Origin of the sequence: Plantactinospora sp. WMMB334 (assembly GCF_049179095.1) — a bacterium.
GTDB lineage: Bacteria > Actinomycetota > Actinomycetes > Mycobacteriales > Micromonosporaceae > Plantactinospora.
This window is the reverse complement of the sequence record NZ_JBMHME010000002.1, coordinates 5,254,731-5,273,776: the sequence shown is the minus strand read 5'-3', so window position 1 is coordinate 5,273,776 and position 19,046 is coordinate 5,254,731. Positions and strand designations below refer to the sequence as shown.

The following is a 19,046-nucleotide window of genomic DNA, read 5'->3' as shown; positions in this document are numbered from 1 at the left end:
CGCTGATGCCGAGAGTAGTGCGCTCCTGAAATTCGGAAGGCTGTCGCCGCAATTGTCCTCAACGTCGGATCTTACGTCACGGCGAAGATCAGTAGAGTGAGCCAGCCGATCCCAACCACGACGGGAAGGAATTGAGTTACCCAAGACGGCGACCACACTTTCCTTTCTCTTCCGCGCCGCTCGACTCGGTCAAAAACTTGAAACCGATCAACTTCGCGGTCGATCGCGCAAATTTCGTTACGCCAAATCTGGATCCATCGGGAGCTTCCGTAAGCGACCGCAGACCAAAATATGCTTACGAGTAGGCCGAACGCAGGTAGTGCCAACCGGTATCCCCCCTTGTCGCCCAGTGAGGCGAAGACCGATACGAGGACGCCCGTAACAAGGAGATACATGTTACTCCGGACCCAAAACTCACGCAGGTCCTGCCGGAAATGCTCGGTGACCATCTTGAACACTTCGATGTCGATACTACTTGCCTGACCAAAATCCTCGGGATCCGTCCCGGGAGCCTGCACCGAGTTGGTGGGCGCATTGTTCGTAGCCACAACTGAGCCATCCATTGCCACCTCCGGGTTGACTGCCGACCTTCCATTGAGCCACATGGAGGCAACGGGCCAGGGAGGGGAGCGGCTCCAAACGATCAGTTGCCGCAGACCTACAGGTTGAAGCGTGTTTGCGTGATTTGGTTGGTGTGCCCGGTAGGGCCGGATTCTGGGATCCAGCCGGTGGAGGTGCGAACGCGGCAGCCCAGGCCCCGGCGGGGACCTGAACCCCATAGCCCGGACGTCAGACTTTCACCCTCGGTCGCCGCCACCAAAGCGCTACCAAGCGCTCTCATGCCGAGCCGAGTCGCGCGGCTGTCGTCCCATTTGCCAGACGCCCACGTGAACGGCGTCCTCACCGCAGCCGTCGTGCAAGACGCCCAAACGCGAAGCGGACTCCGCCGCAATGTGAACACCGAACTCCTCGTGCATCTCACGCGCGAGGGCTTGTAATTCCGACTCACCCGCCTCGACTTGCCCCCCGGGTAGATCCCAGACATCCGGGTATGCCCGTTTGGTCGGCCTGCGGTGTGCTAACAGGACCGCGCCGTTTTCAACGAGTGCGCCTGTGACGACGACATGCATGACGGGATTAGAGCACAGGGATAGGACAAGCTCGTCCCAGCCAACAGGAACGCCCAGACGTCCGGATCTGCTGCGGCTGGTGCGGGTCCGCGAACAGGCTGCGCGGGCAGCAACGGTTCCAAGATCGCCCATTCGGCATCAGTCAGATCGAAACGCACCACGACCGGTACAACGATCCACCACCAAATCCGCGGACACCAGCTAGCGGGGACGGCCGCGATGGCGGTCCGGCATCACTCGGTACGACCCAGACGTGCAAGGTTGTCGCGGAGTGCGCTTGTGCGCGGGTGGTCGGGGCCGAGCGCCGTCTCGCTGACGTGTAGGGCGTGCTCGAACTGGGCACGAGCTGCGTCCAACTGACCCAGATCGTGCAACACGCCCACACCTCCTCGCCCCCGGCGTGGCACCGATCGTACAAGCACCGGTATGCCTGCCGTTGGCCCGCCGCGTGCGGGTAGCAGAAGGTGTCTGGTTGAGAACCCGTCCCGAGTTGTGCAACTCTGGTGCCGGTCTTGACGCTGTCAGCCGTACGCCGGATGTATGTCCTGGCCAAGCTGCGGCGACCCACCCACTACAGGTGCTAGCATTGCTCTCATTGGCTCAGGTGGCAGGAGAAGCGATGGCGGCCCTCAGCATCAGAGATCTCGACGACGCGGTGCGGGAAAAGCTGCGCCGCCGCGCTGCGCAGCACGGCCGATCCATGGAAGCCGAGATCCGCAACATCCTCACCGCGGCCGTCGCCGAGGATGTGCCGGCAACCGATCTGTTCAGCGCGCTCACCGATCGATTCGCCAGACTCGGCGGTGTTGAACTGGATCTACCGGTCCGTTCCACGCCACCCCGCGCCGCGAGCCTGCCCGAGTGATGATCGTTCTCGACACCAACGTCGTCTCCGAACTCATGCGGGCCGAGCCCGCACCCGCGGTGCTCGCGTGGCTCGAGCAGAGTTCGAGCGCCGGCCTGTACACCACGGCCGTCACCGTCGCCGAGATCCGTTACGGCATCGCTCGGCTTCCGGAGGGCCAGCGCCGGGAATCACTGCACCAAGCCGCCAGCGAGATCTTCGCCGCCTTTCCCCGCCAAGTACTGCCCTTCGACCTGGCCGCAGCAGGCGCCTACGCCGACGTGGTCGCAGGCCGAGACAGGCTCGGCCACCCGATCGACGGCTTCGACGCCCAGATTGCCGCCATCTGTCGCGCCCAAACTGCCACCCTCGCCACCCGAAACACCAAGGACTTCACCGACACAGGGATCAAGGTCATCGACCCTTGGCAGGACGCGACCACCTGAGACGGCCCCCTGCCCGCCGCGTAGTGCGCACATCTGCCGTGGACCGCAATGCCTCCATCCGCCGCGATCCGGTTCGATACGAAGCAATGGATGGACCGTGCGGCGCTCAGCTCAGCGCACAGCGGTCGTCGTCCGGCGCTGGGCTTTCACACGTCGTTGGGCAGGACTCGGAACGACGGATGACTGCTCAACGGACGGATAGCCCGGAAGTCCCGCCGGTCCAGCGTCAGAACCGCATCCGTCTCGTATCGCTCGGCAAGCACGACGTTCGCGGCGTCCGCGAGATCCAGGCATAGTGCCGCGTACCGTGACTGGACCGTACGGGCTCTGCGCGGCACGGTCGCGGTCACCTCCGGAACCAGGACCCGTAGGTTCCGCTCCTGCGCCAGCAGCCAGTCCTGCACCGCGTGGGCCGCTGTGCGGTCCACGTTGCGGGTGATGATGTGCTCGATCTCCCCGAACACCAACGGCGAGATCACCGTCGCCGACGCCTCGGCGAAAGCCCTGCGCGCAGCAGCGTGCTCGGGATCGTCGATGTTGAACGCGGCCACCAGCCCGGAGGCGTCCCCGACAACGATCATGCAGTGCGGCCGGACGAGCCGTACTTGCGATCCGCGGCCTCCGCGGCCGCCGCCCGCACGTCGTCGTCGCTGACCGGCCCGCCGAAACCGATCTCCGGGATATCCCAGTCACCCGACCAACGACGTGCCCGCAGCGCCGCGATACGGAACGCCTCCCGGAAGTATTCCGACTCCGGACGCCCCTCCCGGACGGCAGCCTCCTTGATGACCCTCAGATCACCTTCGTCGACCATCACCGTCGTCTTCTTCAACGCCTATGGTTATGGCACCTCCACCAGCAACTGGGCGCGGGCCCCGCGCCACCAACCGGCACGATGCTCCCGACTCCTCACGGCCACATTCACGCTCATGCCGCTGTCGGTAACCGGGTAGCCGGCCGGGTCCGGTTCTTCCTCCGTGTCGACGACTTCGACACCGCCTACCGGCGGATGACCGAGGCCAGTGTCACCTTCGTCCGGGAACCACGCACCGAGCCCTACGGCCGGGTCGCGGTCTTCCTCGACATCGCCGGCAACCGGCGGGACCTCCTCGGTACGACCTGACGGCACCGCACTTGTCAGCCAAGCCGCCAAGAGCACACAACCTTATCTGCTGCGAGCTGCGCGAGTTGGTGGCGGAGCGTCTTAACCCCAGAGGAAATCGATCAGGATTAGTCCCGGATGCTAGGGATCTTGCTAGGGAATCCAGCGAGATCACCTGCCCCGGTCCCAGGATGGACTGGGATGACCGTGGAACGAATCAGCAGGTCAGAGCCACTCACCGGGACCGGGAGACATCACGTGGGGTGATCCACGAAAACCTTCCAAACTGACGGTTCGGTTCGATTCCCGTCGCCCGCTTCACATTTACGCCGCTCAAATACCTCACGATCTTTCTGTCTGCCCTATAGGGACGATCATTTGATAGGGGTTTTGGCAGGGACCACCTCTGGAAGTCTTCCAGTCGGGGACCGATGGAGGCACCTGGAGATATGCCATAACCGGACAGAGCAGGCGTCATGACGGCCGGGATGAAGCCGCGCCACACCAACCAACCCCAGGCCAGGATCGAAAAGATCATGACGCTGCCGATGCTGCGCTGAGTTCCCGCATCGCCAAGCTTCAGCTTCGTCAGATCACGGCCGATGCGAGACGAGTTGGCGACAACCTGTCGCAATCTTGACGACAGGTTGTCGCATAAGGCAGAGTGCGGATATGCAGAAGATGATCGTGGTCACCGGTGCTTCCACCGGCATTGGTGCCTCAACCGCCCGCGAACTGGCCCGCCAGGGGTTTCACGTGCTGGCCGGCGTGCGACGCGACCGCGACGCCGACGCCATCCGCGCGACCGGCATCGAGCCGGTCATCCTCGACATCACCAGATCCGAGCAGGTGGCGGCACTCGCCGCGCGGGTCGGCCGCGATCCGCGTACGCTGCACGCCCTCGTCAACAACGCGGGAATCCAGGTGAACGCGCCGGTTGAGGCACTGCCGATGGCGCAGTGGCGGTGGGTGTTCGAGGTCAACCTGTTCGGCCACGTCGCCGTCACCCAGGCGCTCCTGCCCGCGCTACTGCACGGCAAGGGCCGCGTGATCAATATCAGCTCGATCGGCGGCAAGACCGCCATGCCGACCTACGGGGCGTACGCCGGTGCGAAGTTCGCCCTGGAGGCGGTGAGCGACTCGCTGCGACGGGAGGTCGCGCCGCTGGGCGTACCGGTGGTCGTGGTCGAGCCCGGCGGCGTCCGCACGAAGATGGCCGCCCGTGGGATCGCCACGGCGAACCAACTGGCTGCCGACATGACGCCGGAGCAGGACGCCCGGTACGGCAGCCTGATCCGGGCGATCAACGCGTTGATGGAGACGGGTACGGCGTCGGGCGTGACCGCCGACGCCGCCGCCCAGGTCATCGCGAAGGTCGTGATGGCCCGCAGGCCGCGTACCCGCTACACCATCGGCTGCGATGCTGCCCTGGTCATCCGCCTGACCCGGCTGCTCTCCGACCGGATGCTCGACCGCGTCATCGCCGCCAACCTACGCCGCCACCACCGGAGGGCAGTCACCGGGTGACCCACTGCCGTAGGGAAGGATGACCGAATGCCGCGGATCCGGGGAGCCAGCATCGAGGAACACCACGAGATGGTCTGGGCCGATCTTGCCGAGGCGATGCGGCAGCTACTGCTCGAACGCGACTACGACTCGATCAACATGGGCCACATCGCGACCCGGGCCGGGCTCGCACGCAACACGCTGTACAACTACGCCCGCGACCAGACAGCGCTGGTCCTGGCACTGACCCAGCGGGTGGGCCAGCCCACGGTCGAGCGGGTGGCCACGATCGCCGCACGTTCCACAGACCCGGCTGCGGAGCGGATGCGAGAGATCATCGAGACGGTCCTGGCCGCGTTCCAGGACCAGGTTCTACAGCTGATGTTCCGGCCCGGCATCGGTCTGCCGTTCGTCGAGATTCCGAAGGGGCCGGACAGCCCGTTCCACGCGATAGTTGTCGAGGTCGAAAACGTCGTACGGGACGGCATTGAACGCGGCGAGTTCCGCGATGTCAGCGATGTACACCTCGCGGTGGATCTGCTCTCCGGCGTCATGCGCGCGGGCGCGGAGCGCATCGGCCGGGACCCGGCCACCTACTCACCCACGGTCCACGCTGCACGGGAGCTCATCCTCGCCGCTCTCGACAACCGCTCGGACTAGCACTCGGGAAACGCGCACAACACCAACCCAAACCATGATCAACTCATCCTGAGCGGTGTTGTAGCTGCTCACCGCTCGGCTCTTGGTGGCTGGCGGTGGGTGGCCAGTAGTGATGCTCGTACCAGGATCTGTGCCGGATCGGTGGAGCCCGTCCTGTGCGATTCGCATGCCGTCGAGCCAGACCCACTCGTGCTGTTCCGGCCGGTTCGTCACCAAGAGGTTCGCCGGTCACCCACAGCATGATCGGCTCGTCGGTGGACTGCAACCGGTCAGCGGCGTCGATCCTGATCACGTCACCGAGCCAGCCCCGTACGTCGACTCCGGGTAGCACATGTGCTACGTTTGCGGTGTGAGTGAAGTTGGGCTGCGGGAGATGCGGCAGAACGCCAGCGACCTGGTACGTCGGGCGCAGGCGGGTGAACGCGTGACGATCACCGTCGCCGGCCGACCGGCGGCCGTGCTCGGCCCGGTCAGTCCCCGAACCTGGCGCGAGTGGGATGACCTCACCGGCGTGTTCGACCACCCCACAGACCCGGACTGGGCAGGCGATCGGGACCTGCTCGACGACTCCGTCACCGATCCGTGGGTCGAGCGGTGAGCCGCGGCGTCCTCGACACCAGCGTCCTCATCGCCAATGACGTAACCCCGATTCCCGGCGAACTGGCCATCAGCGTCGCCAGCCTCGCCGAACTCCAGTTCGGCGTCCTCGCCGCGAAAACCACCGAAGCGAGGGCGCTCCGTTTGGCGCGGCTGAGCGCCATCCAACGTCGATTCGATCCGCTGCCCATCGACGAAGCCGTCGCCGACAGCTACGCACGATTGGCCGCACGCGTCGTCGAGATCGGCCGCCAACCGCGCGCGAGGGTGATGGACCTGCTCATCGCGGCAACCGCACATGCCCATGAGGCCGCCGTCTACACCCGCAACGTCGACGACCTCGCAGGTCTCGAAGACCTCGTTACGATCCACCCAATCTGACCTGATCAGTCATCCGCTGACCTGGTCAGTCATCCGGATGTGCCGCCGCCAGGGCGGTCGCCGCTGCTGCCTGACAAGTACAGTGACGGGCGTGCGGGGGGCGACGGTGCGTGGTTGGATCTCCCGGCGTCGCCGGCTCGTACGGTGTCTGGTCGTCGTGGCCGTGATCGCGTTGGTGCTCGTCAGTGGTCCGTGGCTGTGGACGACGTTCGCCGCGCGCGGCCACGTCCACGGCGAGGCCGACGCGCCGGCCGTCGACGTCGTGATCGTCCTGGGGACAGAGGTCCTGCCGGACGGTCAGCCGAGTGACCGGCTCGCCGGTCGTCTGGAGACCGCGGCGGCACTGTTGCGCGATGGGCGGGCCCGGGTCGTCCTGGTGTCGGGTGACGGCAACGGCGTCTCCGGTGACGAGCCGGCGGCGATGGCCGCCCATCTGACCGGGCGGCTCGGTGTGGATCCGTGGCGGGTGGTGGGTGATCCGTTCGGACTCGACACCTACGACAGCTGCTCGCGGGCCCGTGCGGTGTACGGGGTCGACCGGGCCCTGGTGGTGACGCAGTCGTATCACGTGTCGCGGGCGGTGGCGCTGTGTCGGCGCCTCGGCCTCGACGTCGACGGGGTGACCGCCCGCTGTTCCGGCTGTTCCAGCTGGCTGATCGTCCGTAAGGGCGCCCGGGACTACCTCGCCAGCGCGAAAGCGGCCTGGGACGCGGTACGGCACCGGCCGCCGGCGGTCCGCTCTCCGGCCAACCCCGGCGTCCAGGACGCGCTGCGAAGGGGATGACCGTGGTCGGCGCGGATGGCCGATGACCGTGGTCGGCGCGGATGGCCGACTCAAGACTCAGCTCCGGCGAGGTTGGCCGAGTGGACGTGGCCGATCCAGGTGGTGAGGAGTTCGTCGTCGTCTGCTGGCCGGCAGGTGGGGTTCGGCACGACATCCGGCTGGTCCCGTTGAGCCGCCTGAGCTGCACGGATGGCCGGCAGACCGAACCTCGACCGGCCCTCGTCAGGCTACTGTCGGTTTCCCTTCCGCTACCGATCACGACTGGCCGGAGCAGACCTGTGGCACTCCGATTCAACCCTCCTCCCAACTGGCCGCCCCCGCCGCCCGGTTGGATGCCGCCGCCCGGCTGGCAGCCGGACGCTGCCTGGGGCCCTCCTCCCGAGGGGTGGCAGTTGTACGTGGACGACCGTGCGCCCGGACGGGCGCAGGTTCCAGTTGTGGCCGGAGCGGCCGCGCCGGGCACCGCCGCGCCACCGCCGCCGGTTCCACCGACTGCCGTACCTGCCCCACGGCCGTCCAAGGATGTCGACATCCCCCTGTTCGGCGCCCGCGGCAAGGCGCGGGAGCTGGCCGGCCAGGCAGCCCAGTTGCAGACGGAGTTGGAGCGCTGCCGAGCCGAGATGGACCGGCTCGGGGTGCTCTCCGCCGTCGAGCTGGAGCGCTACCGGGACGAACTGCGGCAGCAGATCGCCGAAGCGAACGCCCGGGCCGAGGCTCGAAAGGCGGATCTGCGGCACCAGGAAGCCGCGGTGTCGAAACACCTGCAGGAGTTGCGACAGCAGGTGGTCGTGACCGAGGAGACCATCCTGCTGCAGGAGGCAGGCGTCTACCAGTATCGGCATCCGCTGCATGACGCGGTCGCGTACCAGGCACAGCTGGCGGCACTTCAGGGCCGGATCAAGGTGATGGCGCGCAAGGACGGTGGCGCGGTGCTGGGAGCCACCAACTGGACGGTGAACGACTCCGCCGCCGAAGGGCGGAGGATGGTGCGCGACTTCTCCACGCTGATGTTGCGGGCGTACAACGCCGAGGCGGACAACCTGGTCCGTGGGTTGAAGCCCTACAAGCTCGACGCGGCGATCGAGCGGCTGAGCAAGGTGGCGCACACGATCGCCCGACTGGGCAGGACGATGCAGATCCGGATCTCCGAGGAGTACCACCGGCTGCGCATCAGCGAGCTGGAGTTGACCGCGGACTACGTGGCGAAGGTGGCCGAGGAGAAGGAACGGGAGCGCGAGGAGAAGGCCCGACTGCGGGAGGAGCGTCGCGTCCAGCAGGAGATGGAACGTGAGCGGGCCCGTCTGGACAAGGAGCGTCAGCACTACGCCAACGTGCTGGCCACCCTTCATGCGCAGGGCAACGCGGAGGAGGCGGCGAAGGCTCAGGAGCGGCTGGAGCAGATCGACAGGTCGATCGAGGATGTCGACTACCGGGCCGCGAACGCGCGAGCCGGATACGTGTACGTGATCTCCAACCTCGGGGCCTTCGGTGACCGGGTTGTGAAGATCGGCATGACGAGGCGGCTCGACCCCCTTGACCGGGTCCGCGAACTCGGCGATGCGTCCGTGCCGTTCGGCTTCGACGTGCACGCCCTGTTCTTCTCCGAAGATGCCGTGGGGATCGAGTCCCAGATGCACCACCGGCTCGCCGCCCGCCGGGTCAACCGGGTCAACCAGCGCCGTGAGTTCTTCTACGCCACGCCCGCCGAGGTCAGGGGCCACCTGATGGAGCTGGCCGGCAACCTGCTGCACTTCGAGGAGGTTCCCGAGGCGTTGGAATACCGGCAGAGCCTCAGCGAGGCTGAGCCTGCGGCGGTCAGCTGATCATGAAACGTGCGGCGGCGCAGGGCGTCCGGTCAGGCCGGGCCGGTGACGAGCGGGTCGTGGACCCGGCCGAGGAACAGCGGTACGCCGGTGAGCCGGTCGTGGATGACGTACACGAACGGCCGGTTGACGAAGAACTGCGGCCCCTGCGGGATCGACGGCGGCCGGATGATGACGGCCGACGCGGCCGCGGCCTCGGTGCCCTTCTCGTCCACCGCGATGAACGTCTCGTGCACCACGTCGTCGATGCAGAGCGCCGGTTCGGTGCTCATGGCGGTGAAGTCGGCCCGCGACGAGAACGCCGTGGGCATGCCGAGGCCGCTCAGCGCGGCTTTCAGTTCCGCCGGCAGCCGGGTCGTCCACCGGGGCAGCCGCAGTTGGACGTCGGTGAACCGGAAGCCGGTCAACAACGCACCGAGCCACGCCGCGTCGAGACCGGCCTCGACCGTGGCGAGATCGCCCCGGGTCGGCAGAACGATGGCCATGGCCAGGTCGCTGCCCGCGTACGGGACGTCGACCGCACGCCACCCGTCCCCCTCCTGGTAGCCCATCGGGTCGAACGGCCCGCGCATCATCGGCACGTCGACGACGCTGCCGTCGTCCCGGGTGAACGGCTCCGCCGCCGTGAGTCTCGCGGTGAACGGATATCTCCAGGCCGCCATGAGGTAGATCGTGTTGGTCAGTATCAGGCTGGTGTCGGGACTCACGGCGTCGGACCCCAACAGCTCCGGGATCTTCGCGTTGGTCCGGTCGGAGACCCAGGTGTTGATCTCCTGCCGGGCCGCCTCCGGTGCGCCGCGGAAGTCGACCGGGTGCGGCGCGGCACCGTAGTAGCCGGCCAGGGTGTCCCGGAACCCGGCTCGCAGGCCCAGGCCGAGCCGGGGCCACAGCGCGTTGGCCGTGGTCAGCCGGGGCCGTTTGGTCCCGTCGCCGTCCTGGTAGCGATCGGCGAGCATCTGGTCGACGGTGTTGAGCCCGTTGTCGAGCGCACCGGGTCGCGGATGCGGCGAATGCAGCACCGCGTCCATCTCGTCCGCCGTGGTCGAGCCGGCGCCCGCCCTGGTCATCGCGAGCGCGAGCCCGACCGAGTACGGCGCGCACACCACGTTGCCCGCCCGGGTCGACGCCAGGGTGCGGTAGAGGTCGGCCGTGAAGCCGCGCACGGCGGTCGCGGCGGCCTGCACCGTGGCCGGGTCGGGGGGTACGCGTACCGGATCGGTCGATGTGGGGGCTCCGCCGAGCCGACTCGGATGACCTGGGGCGGCGGTGAGGGCAGCGGCCGCGAGCGGCACCGCCCGCAGCACCGATCGACGCGAGACCATGTCGCGACGGTAGAGCAGTCCTACGGGAACGCGCCAGGTACAGAGCCCAAATTCATAGAAGAATGACAATGTTCTGCTGTGCTTGTCCGTCTCGGGTCCGCCGGGCCGCCCGCCGCCAGGCAAGATCGCTTTCGGGGTCGTCCGGATCAAGGCGTACGCCCGGATCGTGCTTGATCGGGACGACACGGCGGCCGGATGCGGAGACCGGGCGGGCGCGACCCTGACCGGACCGCATACACTCGTCACCGCCACGGGGTGTGGCGCAGCTTGGTAGCGCACTCGCTTTGGGAGCGAGGGGCCGTGGGTTCAAATCCCGCCACCCCGACTGTCGCCCGCGGCCGCGGGGGAGGTTCGGCCACCGCGTGCGCCGTCCACCCCGCGCCGTCCGACGTGTCCGCCGGCTCGCCTACACTCGATGGGCTGTGTGCCGACCCAGAATGAAGATCGAGATCCGTCAAGGAGTACGCCTGTGAAGAGCACCGTCGAGACTCTGAGCCCGACGCGCGTGCGGCTCGCCATCGAGGTGCCGTTCGTCGAGCTCGAGCCGAGCCTCAAGAAGGCGTACCGGGAGATCGCCTCGCAGGTCAACGTCCCCGGCTTCCGGCGCGGCAAGGTGCCGGCGGCCGTCATCGACCAGCGGGTCGGCCGGGGTGCGGTGCTCAACGAGGCCGTGCAGGACGCCATTCCGGAGAACATTCTCGCCGCGGTCCGCGAGCACGACGTGAAGACGCTGGGCCGGCCCGAGGTCGAGATCACCGAGTTCAACGACGGTGACTCCCTCAAGTTCACCGCCGAGGTCGACGTCCGCCCCGAGATCACGCTCCCCGACCTCTCCGCCATCGAGGTGAGCGTCGACGAGCTCCAGATCGACGAGGACGAGATCGACACCCAGGTGGGCAGCCTGCGGGAGCGCTTCGCCACCCTCAAGACGGTCGAGCGGGCCGCCCGGGAGGGCGACTACGTGCAGCTCGACCTGGCGGCCACCGTCGACGGCGCGGAGGTGCCGGGCGGCTCGGCCACCAACATCTCGCACGAGGTCGGCAGCAAGCAGCTCCTTCCAGGGCTGGACGAGGTGCTGGTGGGCCTCTCGGCAGGGGACGCGACCACCTTCCAGACCCAGCTCGTCGGCGGCGACTTCGCCGGCCGGGACGCCGACGTCTCCGTGACGGTCCGCACCGTCAAGGAGAAGGAGCTGCCCCCGCTCGACGACGAGTTCGCCCAGCTCGCGAGCGAGTTCGACACCCTCGACGAGCTGCGCGGCGACATCCGCGATCGGGTCAGCCGGTCGAAGAAGGTCGAGCAGATCTACACCGCCCGGGACAAGGCCCTGGAGCAGATCGTGGCCGCCGCCGACATCCCGGCCCCGGAGGGGGTCGTCCGCGAGGAGGTCGAGCACCGCAAGCAGGCCATGGTCGACCAGCTGGAGCGGATCGGCGCCTCCCTGGAGGAATACCTCAGCTCGGAGGAGAAGACCGAGGAGCAGATCGACACCGAGCTGGCGGACGCCGCCACCGAGGGGGTCAAGGTCCAGCTCCTCCTCGACACCCTGGCCGACGCCGAGCAGGTGCAGGTCAGCGACGACGAGTTCGGGCACGAGATCGTGCACCGGGCGCAGCGCGCCGGGATGGCCCCCCAGCAGTACTACGACCAGCTCGTCCGCTCCGGTGCGGCCGGCGCGGTCTACGGCGACGTCCGGCGCGGCAAGGCGCTGGCCATGGTGATGGAGCGGATCACGATCACCGACTCGGCCGGCAACCCGATCAGCCTGGACGAGCTGCGCGCCGCCAGCGACGAGGAGCACGACCACCAGCACGACCACGAGCACTGAGCCGCCCGGACACCGCCCCACCCGGGGTGCACGGGGCAACTGCGCTGTCAGCGAACAGTGTCCGGACCGGGACGATACGACCCCGGTCAGCGGTTAGTGTCGGGCGTAAGACGCACGGAGAGCGAAGGGCTGCCATGACTGGTTCAGACTTCTCAGCTATGCCCCTGCGGGTGACCGAAGCCCGCGGCGGGGACGCACTTGGTGGCAACCTTGACGACTCGGTCTACAACCGGCTGCTCAAGGAGCGGATCATCTTCCTGGGCAGCGAGGTGACCGACCAGGTCGCCAACCGCATCTGCGCACAGCTGCTGCTGCTCGCGGCCGAGGACCCCGGCCGCGACATCAACCTGTGGATCAACTCGCCGGGTGGCTCGGTCTACTCCGGCATGGCGATCTACGACACCATGCAATTCATCGACAACGACGTCTCCACCGTCGCCATGGGCATGGCCGCGTCAATGGGCCAGCTCCTGCTCTGCGCCGGCACCAAGGGCAAGCGCTACGCCCTGCCGCACGCGCGGATCATGATGCACCAGCCCTCCGGCGGGATGGGCGGCACGGCCTCCGACATCGCCATCCAGGCCGAGCAGATGCTCTACACCAAGCGGATGTTCCAGGAGCGGGTGGCCTTTCACACCGGCCAGGACCAGGCGCAGATCGAGGCCGACTCCGACCGGGACCGGTGGTTCACCGCCACCGAGGCCAAGGACTACGGCTTCATCGACAAGGTGATCACCGGAGCCGCCCAGGTTCCGGAAGGCGCCGGGACCCTGAGCTGAGCTGAGGAGCGGATACATGACTGACCCGACCCTGCTTGCCGGTGGCGGCTTCGACCCGGTGCACAACCGGGGCTTCGAGCCCGTGCACAACCGGTACGTGCTGCCCTCCTTCGTCGAGCGCACCTCGTACGGCGTCAAGGAGTCGAACCCCTACAACAAGCTCTTCGAGGACCGGATCATCTTCCTCGGCGTGCAGGTGGACGACGCGTCGGCCAACGACGTGATGGCCCAGCTGCTGACGCTGGAGGGCACCGACCCGGACCGCGACATCATCATGTACATCAACTCGCCCGGCGGCTCGTTCACGGCCATGACGGCGATCTACGACACGATGCAGTACGTCCGGCCGGACATTCAGACCGTCTGCCTCGGGCAGGCGGCCAGCGCCGCCGCCGTGCTGCTCGCCGCCGGTACGCCGGGCAAGCGCATGGCGCTGCCGAACTCCCGGATCATCATCCACCAGCCGGCCACCGAGGGCGGCTACGGGCAGGGCTCCGACATCGAGATCCAGGCCCGGGAGATTCTCCGGATGCGTACGCAGCTCGAGGAGATGCTCTCCCGACACTCCGGGCAGTCGATTGAACGAGTCCGTCGTGATATCGACCGTGACAAGTTCATGACGGCCGAGGAATCACGCGAGTACGGCCTGGTCGACACCATCCTGACCAGCCGAAAGAAGGGCCTGCTCGCGGCGAACGCCTCGAGCTGACCAACCCGGGTCAGGGGCCGGCGGGCGGCTTGACGGCGGCCGGCTCCTGACACACCCGTTTTGGGGGTCGGAGAAACCTCGCGCAGCGGGTAACGTCGGTTCTGCACCGCCCACCGCCGGTCGGGACCGGCCGGCGATGAAGACCGACGGGGCGTACCGTCCGCAGGCCAGAGCCGCTGCGAAGACAGCCTGGCCGATGAGTGCAGGGAGAACGTAGGTGGCACGGATCGGCGACGGCGGCGACCTACTGAAGTGCTCCTTCTGCGGCAAGTCGCAGAAGCAGGTCAAGAAGCTCATCGCGGGCCCCGGGGTCTACATCTGTGACGAGTGCATCGACCTCTGCAACGAGATAATCGAAGAGGAGCTGGCCGAGTCCGGCGAGGTGAAGTGGGAAGAGCTTCCCAAGCCGATGGAGATCTGCCAGTTCCTCGACCAGTACGTCGTCGGGCAGGACCAGGCCAAGAAGGCCCTCGCGGTCGCGGTCTACAACCACTACAAGCGGATCCAGGCCGAGGCGGCCGGCGGTCCGGGCTCGGGCGACGCGGTGGAGTTGGCCAAGTCCAACATCCTGCTGATCGGTCCCACCGGGTGTGGCAAGACACACCTGGCCCAGACCCTGGCCCGGATGCTGAACGTGCCCTTCGCCATCGCCGACGCGACCGCGCTGACCGAGGCCGGCTACGTCGGCGAGGACGTCGAGAACATCCTCCTCAAGCTGATCCAGGCCGCGGACTACGACATCAAACGCGCCGAGACCGGCATCATCTACATCGACGAGGTCGACAAGATCGCCCGTAAGTCGGAGAACCCGTCGATCACCCGGGACGTCTCCGGCGAGGGCGTGCAGCAGGCCCTGCTCAAGATCCTGGAAGGCACGGTGGCGAACGTGCCGCCGCAGGGCGGCCGTAAGCACCCGCACCAGGAGTTCATCCAGATCGACACCACAAACGTGCTCTTCATCTGCGGTGGTGCCTTCGCCGGCCTCGACCAGATCATCGAGGCCCGCACCGGTCAGGGCGGGCTCGGCTTCGGCGCCCACCTCCGCTCTATCTCCGAGCGCTCGACCGACGACATCTTCGGCCGGGTCATGCCGGAGGACATGCTCAAGTTCGGCCTGATCCCCGAGTTCATCGGCCGGCTCCCGGTGATCACCAACGTGCGGAGCCTCAACCGCGAGGCACTGGTCCGGATCCTCACCGAGCCGCGCAACGCGCTCGTCCGGCAATACCAGCGCCTCTTCGAGCTCGACGGGGTGGAGCTGGAGTTCGAGCCGGCCGCCCTGGAGGCGATCGCCGACCAGGCGATGCTCCGCGGCACAGGCGCCCGCGGCCTGCGCGCCATCCTCGAAGAGGTCCTGCTCTCGGTGATGTACGAGGTGCCCAGCAACCCGAACGCGGCCCGGGTCCTGATCACCCGTGGCGTCGTACTCGAGAACGTCAACCCGACGATCGTGCCGCGGGAGTTCACCGGCCGCCGGGCCCGCCGCGAGCGCGAGGAGCGCTCGGCCTGACCGTCCGTCGGCCGTCCGGGTAAGCCTGGTCACCCGACGAGCGCCGCCGTAGGCTCTCCGCATGCGCGTCGCCGTCTGCCAGCTCAACGCCCGCGACGACCGGAAGGCCAACCTGGCCACCGCCGGCGAGCTGCTCGGCCGGGCCGCGGCCGCCGGGGCGGACCTGGCGATCCTTCCGGAGTACGTCGACTACCTCGGCCCGTCGCGCGGCCTGCCCGCCCCGGAACCTGTCGACGGCGAGCTCGCCGAGTTCTTCGCCGACGCCGCCCGGCAGCACGCCATGTGGGTGCATGCCGGGTCGTTCCACGAGGCCGGTCCGGACCAGGAGCACACCTACAACACCTCGCTGGTCTTCGACCGGGGCGGAGTGCTGGCCGCGACGTACCGGAAGATCCACCTCTACGACGTCGAGATCCCCGGCCGGGTCTCGTACCTCGAATCCAGGAACGTCGCCGCCGGCACCGCGCCGGTCACCGTCGACGTCGAGGGCGTACGCGTCGGCCTCTCGATCTGCTACGACCTGCGCTTCCCGGAGCTGTACCGGCAGCTGGCCGTCGCCGGGGAGGCCCAGCTGCTGGTGGTGCCCGCCGCCTTCATGCTGCACACCGGTCGGGACCACTGGGAGGTGTTGCTCCGCGCCCGGGCGATCGAGAACCAGTGCTACGTGGCGGCTGCCGCGCAGATCGGGGACCACGATCCCGGGCGTACCTGCTTCGGGCGCAGCATGGTGATCGACCCGTGGGGGACCGTACTCGCCCAGGCCCCCGACACCGTCGGCATCGTGGTCGCCGATCTCGACATCGACCGGCTCCAGGATATCCGGACCGAGCTACCCAGCCTGGCGAACCGTCGGCTCTGATCATCGGACACACTGCCGGGTCACTGTCGGACACATTGCCGTGTCACAGCCGGGCGTTGCCGGGTCACTGCGACCGACTGCCGGGTCACTGCAACAGCATGCCGACCACGGCCAGGCCGATGATCGCGGAGGCGGTCACCAGCAGCCCGGTGGTCATCCGGGACCGGCCGCGCCGTGCCAACCGGCGAACCGAGGCGAGCAGCGCCAGCAGCACGAGGCCACCGATCACGATCTGCCAGAAGGGCAGCAGAAGCGCCGAGAGGCTGTCCTGCGCGAGGATCATCGCGGTGTCGCTCGGTAGCGCGGCCATGCCTGCCACTCTGACACGCCTGACCGAGACTGACACGGACAACCGCGGCACGGTCGGGTCACAAGGGCACGGGCAGGAGGAGTACGTCGATTTGCGCCCAGCCGGCCGGCGGCGTACCTTTCTCTCTGCGCGCGGCGCACCGGACGACAGGCCGGGCCGCGAGCACCTCGGATCGCCGGTCGGGCAGCTGTCCGCCGGAGGCCGGGGTCGGGTGGTGCGCTCGACCGGGTGACATTCAGGTTGAGATCGCGAGACCAACCGGGTAAAGTTGTTCGAGGCCGGCAGGAGCCGGGCAGATGGGCCGCAAGGCACCATCGGCCGGTCTGTGGGTCTCTCCCTGACAGAAGCGACCACCCTTCTCGGTGTGCGTGAGTACGGGGAAACCTCTCGGGCGAAGCAACCAGGCCAGAAGTTGGGGCTTGACACTGTGAGGCCGGGTGGGTAGTCTGGAGCAGTTGCCCCGAGGACGGTCCTCTTGGCGAGGTCCGTAACCGGTGTGTGTTTGTTCTTTGAGAACTCAACAGGGTGCTTGATATGCCAGTGCCAAATGGTTTTGTTTGTTTGGCAGCAAGTGTTTTTTGTTGCTGGGTTTGATTTCTCTGGTTTTTGTTGGAGAGTTTGATCCTGGCTCAGGACGAACGCTGGCGGCGTGCTTAACACATGCAAGTCGAGCGGAAAGGCCTCTTCGGGGGTACTCGAGCGGCGAACGGGTGAGTAACACGTGAGTAACCTGCCTCAGGCTTTGGGATAACCCTCGGAAACGGGGGCTAATACCGGATATGACATGCTGCCGCATGGTGGTGTGTGGAAAGTTTTTCGGCTTGGGATGGGCTCGCGGCCTATCAGCTTGTTGGTGGGGTGATGGCCTACCAAGGCGACGACGGGTAGCCGGCCTGAGAGGGCGACCGGCCACACTGGGACTGAGACACGGCCCAGACTCCTACGGGAGGCAGCAGTGGGGAATATTGCACAATGGGCGGAAGCCTGATGCAGCGACGCCGTGTGAGGGATGACGGCCTTCGGGTTGTAAACCTCTTTCAGCAGGGACGAAGCGGGAGTGACGGTACCTGCAGAAGAAGCGCCGGCCAACTACGTGCCAGCAGCCGCGGTAAGACGTAGGGCGCGAGCGTTGTCCGGATTTATTGGGCGTAAAGAGCTCGTAGGCGGTTTGTCGCGTCGACTGTGAAAACCCATGGCTCAACTGTGGGCTTGCAGTCGATACGGGCAGGCTAGAGTTCGGTAGGGGAGACTGGAATTCCTGGTGTAGCGGTGAAATGCGCAGATATCAGGAGGAACACCGGTGGCGAAGGCGGGTCTCTGGGCCGATACTGACGCTGAGGAGCGAAAGCGTGGGGAGCGAACAGGATTAGATACCCTGGTAGTCCACGCTGTAAACGTTGGGCGCTAGGTGTGGGGGGCCTCTCCGGTTCTCTGTGCCGCAGCTAACGCATTAAGCGCCCCGCCTGGGGAGTACGGCCGCAAGGCTAAAACTCAAAGGAATTGACGGGGGCCCGCACAAGCGGCGGAGCATGCGGATTAATTCGATGCAACGCGAAGAACCTTACCTGGGTTTGACATGGCCGCAAAACCTGCAGAGATGTGGGGTCCTTCGGGGGCGGTCACAGGTGGTGCATGGCTGTCGTCAGCTCGTGTCGTGAGATGTTGGGTTAAGTCCCGCAACGAGCGCAACCCTTGTTCGATGTTGCCAGCGTGTTATGGCGGGGACTCATCGAAGACTGCCGGGGTCAACTCGGAGGAAGGTGGGGATGACGTCAAGTCATCATGCCCCTTATGTCCAGGGCTTCACGCATGCTACAATGGCCGGTACAATGGGCTGCGATACCGTGAGGTGGAGCGAATCCCAAAAAGCCGGTCTCAGTTCGGATCGGGGTCTGCAACTCGACCCCGTGAAGTCGGAGTCGCTAGTAATCGCAGATCAGCAACGCTGCGGTGAATACGTTCCCGGGCCTTGTACACACCGCCCGTCACGTCACGAAAGTCGGCAACACCCGAAGCCCATGGCCTAACCTCTTCGGGGGAGGGAGTGGTCGAAGGTGGGGCTGGCGATTGGGACGAAGTCGTAACAAGGTAGCCGTACCGGAAGGTGCGGCTGGATCACCTCCTTTCTAAGGAGCGCCTCTCGGCGAAGGTCGGGTAGGAGCCTCGGGCCCTCCGGATGTGGGGGTTGGGGTGCTTGTTGGCGGAGACACTGGCTAGTTCACGGCTGGCAACGGCTGGTCCGGCGAGTACGGCCATCTTTCGGGGTGGTGTGGAAGGTCGGGTTGGTGCGGCTGGTGGTGGGTGTTGGGCATCCTGTTGGGTCCTGAGGGAACAACCGCGTGTGTGTGGTTGGTTCTTCTGCCAGGTGCGGCCTGGCCTCGCATACCGTTCTGGGATGTGTGTGTCCTGGGGGCTGGTGTGGGGTGGTGGGTTGTGGGTTGGTCGTTTGTTGAGAA

The 19,046-nt window shown here is 66.8% G+C and carries 20 protein-coding genes, 1 tRNA gene, 1 rRNA gene and 1 pseudogene; 16 read left to right on the top strand and 7 right to left on the bottom strand.

The features are described 5' to 3' along the window. Window positions 1-71: 71 nt before the first annotated feature. The 3 genes from ACN27G_RS22475 to ACN27G_RS22465 all read right to left on the bottom strand — a co-directional run bounded on the left by ACN27G_RS22475 (window position 72) and on the right by ACN27G_RS22465 (window position 1,507). Window positions 72-548: a hypothetical protein gene (locus tag ACN27G_RS22475; protein ID WP_421494745.1), complete on the bottom strand. Its 477-nt coding sequence runs from the start codon at window positions 546-548 to the stop codon at window positions 72-74. Window positions 549-824: 276 nt separating this feature from the next. Then, window positions 825-1,130 carry an NUDIX domain-containing protein gene (locus ACN27G_RS22470; protein ID WP_421494744.1) on the bottom strand — a complete coding sequence of 102 codons (306 nt, stop codon included), beginning with the start codon at window positions 1,128-1,130 and terminating at the stop codon, window positions 825-827. Window positions 1,131-1,363: 233 nt separating this feature from the next. Next, window positions 1,364-1,507, bottom strand: coding sequence for a tetratricopeptide repeat protein (locus ACN27G_RS22465; RefSeq protein WP_421494743.1), 144 nt, complete (start codon window positions 1,505-1,507; stop codon window positions 1,364-1,366). A 242-nt stretch (window positions 1,508-1,749) separates the two neighbouring features. Between ACN27G_RS22465 and ACN27G_RS22460 the strand changes: the two genes are divergently transcribed. Both ACN27G_RS22460 and ACN27G_RS22455 read left to right on the top strand, forming a co-directional pair. Continuing rightward, window positions 1,750-1,995, top strand: a complete 246-nt coding sequence (locus ACN27G_RS22460) for a FitA-like ribbon-helix-helix domain-containing protein (protein WP_421494742.1) — start codon at window positions 1,750-1,752, stop codon at window positions 1,993-1,995. After that, window positions 1,995-2,420, top strand: a complete 426-nt coding sequence (locus tag ACN27G_RS22455) for a type II toxin-antitoxin system VapC family toxin (RefSeq protein WP_421497420.1) — start codon at window positions 1,995-1,997, stop codon at window positions 2,418-2,420. Before ACN27G_RS22460 ends, ACN27G_RS22455 begins: the two co-directional genes overlap by 1 nt. Before the next feature lie 146 nt (window positions 2,421-2,566). On the opposite strand, the gene ACN27G_RS22450 is transcribed toward ACN27G_RS22455, so the two are convergent. Then, window positions 2,567-3,001, bottom strand: a complete 435-nt coding sequence (locus ACN27G_RS22450; protein WP_421494741.1) for a PIN domain-containing protein — start codon at window positions 2,999-3,001, stop codon at window positions 2,567-2,569. Next, window positions 2,998-3,252 carry a hypothetical protein gene (locus ACN27G_RS22445; protein WP_421494740.1) on the bottom strand — a complete coding sequence of 85 codons (255 nt, stop codon included), beginning with the start codon at window positions 3,250-3,252 and terminating at the stop codon, window positions 2,998-3,000. The genes ACN27G_RS22450 and ACN27G_RS22445 overlap by 4 nt, the downstream gene beginning before the upstream one ends. 42 nt (window positions 3,253-3,294) lie before the next feature. Here ACN27G_RS22445 and ACN27G_RS22440 point away from each other — a divergent pair. The 7 genes and pseudogenes from ACN27G_RS22440 to ACN27G_RS22410 form a co-directional block, all read left to right on the top strand. Then, window positions 3,295-3,543 (top strand): annotated as a pseudogene (locus ACN27G_RS22440) (VOC family protein); the annotation flags it as partial. A 651-nt stretch (window positions 3,544-4,194) separates the two neighbouring features. After that, window positions 4,195-5,049, top strand: coding sequence for an SDR family NAD(P)-dependent oxidoreductase (locus ACN27G_RS22435; RefSeq protein ID WP_421494739.1), 855 nt, complete (start codon window positions 4,195-4,197; stop codon window positions 5,047-5,049). Window positions 5,050-5,076: 27 nt separating this feature from the next. Beyond that, the gene (locus ACN27G_RS22430) at window positions 5,077-5,688 is read left to right on the top strand and encodes a TetR/AcrR family transcriptional regulator (protein ID WP_421494738.1); all 612 of its coding nucleotides are present in this window, start codon (window positions 5,077-5,079) and stop codon (window positions 5,686-5,688) included. Between the two features lie 349 nt (window positions 5,689-6,037). Then, complete coding sequence (locus tag ACN27G_RS22425; RefSeq protein ID WP_421494737.1) at window positions 6,038-6,286, top strand: type II toxin-antitoxin system Phd/YefM family antitoxin; 249 nt, start codon at window positions 6,038-6,040, stop codon at window positions 6,284-6,286. Beyond that, entirely contained in the window at window positions 6,283-6,666 is a 384-nt protein-coding gene (locus ACN27G_RS22420) for a PIN domain-containing protein (protein ID WP_421494736.1), read from the top strand. Before ACN27G_RS22425 ends, ACN27G_RS22420 begins: the two co-directional genes overlap by 4 nt. A 91-nt stretch (window positions 6,667-6,757) precedes the next feature. Then, entirely contained in the window at window positions 6,758-7,450 is a 693-nt protein-coding gene (locus ACN27G_RS22415) for a SanA/YdcF family protein (protein ID WP_421494735.1), read from the top strand. A 437-nt stretch (window positions 7,451-7,887) separates the two neighbouring features. Next, complete coding sequence (locus ACN27G_RS22410) at window positions 7,888-9,273, top strand: DUF4041 domain-containing protein (protein ID WP_421494734.1); 1,386 nt, start codon at window positions 7,888-7,890, stop codon at window positions 9,271-9,273. 32 nt (window positions 9,274-9,305) lie between these two features. Here the strand turns inward: ACN27G_RS22410 and ACN27G_RS22405 are convergent, their stop codons facing one another. Beyond that, window positions 9,306-10,595 (bottom strand): serpin family protein, encoded by a 1,290-nt coding sequence (locus tag ACN27G_RS22405; protein ID WP_421494733.1) that lies wholly within the window; start codon window positions 10,593-10,595, stop codon window positions 9,306-9,308. Between the two features lie 251 nt (window positions 10,596-10,846). Here ACN27G_RS22405 and ACN27G_RS22400 point away from each other — a divergent pair. The 6 genes from ACN27G_RS22400 to ACN27G_RS22375 all read left to right on the top strand — a co-directional run bounded on the left by ACN27G_RS22400 (window position 10,847) and on the right by ACN27G_RS22375 (window position 16,280). Beyond that, window positions 10,847-10,920 (top strand) — tRNA-Pro (locus ACN27G_RS22400). Window positions 10,921-11,064: 144 nt separating this feature from the next. Continuing rightward, window positions 11,065-12,423 (top strand): trigger factor, encoded by a 1,359-nt coding sequence (gene tig / locus ACN27G_RS22395; protein ID WP_421494732.1) that lies wholly within the window; start codon window positions 11,065-11,067, stop codon window positions 12,421-12,423. A 134-nt stretch (window positions 12,424-12,557) separates the two neighbouring features. Next, complete coding sequence (locus ACN27G_RS22390) at window positions 12,558-13,202, top strand: ATP-dependent Clp protease proteolytic subunit (RefSeq protein WP_421494731.1); 645 nt, start codon at window positions 12,558-12,560, stop codon at window positions 13,200-13,202. Between the two features lie 16 nt (window positions 13,203-13,218). Further along, window positions 13,219-13,911: an ATP-dependent Clp protease proteolytic subunit gene (locus tag ACN27G_RS22385; protein ID WP_421494730.1), complete on the top strand. Its 693-nt coding sequence runs from the start codon at window positions 13,219-13,221 to the stop codon at window positions 13,909-13,911. Window positions 13,912-14,128: 217 nt separating this feature from the next. Continuing rightward, entirely contained in the window at window positions 14,129-15,421 is a 1,293-nt protein-coding gene (gene clpX / locus ACN27G_RS22380; protein WP_421494729.1) for an ATP-dependent Clp protease ATP-binding subunit ClpX, read from the top strand. A 61-nt stretch (window positions 15,422-15,482) separates the two neighbouring features. Beyond that, complete coding sequence (locus tag ACN27G_RS22375; protein WP_421494728.1) at window positions 15,483-16,280, top strand: carbon-nitrogen hydrolase family protein; 798 nt, start codon at window positions 15,483-15,485, stop codon at window positions 16,278-16,280. A gap of 85 nt (window positions 16,281-16,365) precedes the next feature. Here the strand turns inward: ACN27G_RS22375 and ACN27G_RS22370 are convergent, their stop codons facing one another. Further along, window positions 16,366-16,590, bottom strand: a complete 225-nt coding sequence (locus ACN27G_RS22370) for a hypothetical protein (protein ID WP_421494727.1) — start codon at window positions 16,588-16,590, stop codon at window positions 16,366-16,368. A 606-nt stretch (window positions 16,591-17,196) separates the two neighbouring features. On the opposite strand from ACN27G_RS22370, the gene ACN27G_RS22365 reads away from it, so the two are divergent. Beyond that, a 16S ribosomal RNA gene (locus ACN27G_RS22365) occupies window positions 17,197-18,716 on the top strand. Window positions 18,717-19,046: the final 330 nt, after the last annotated feature.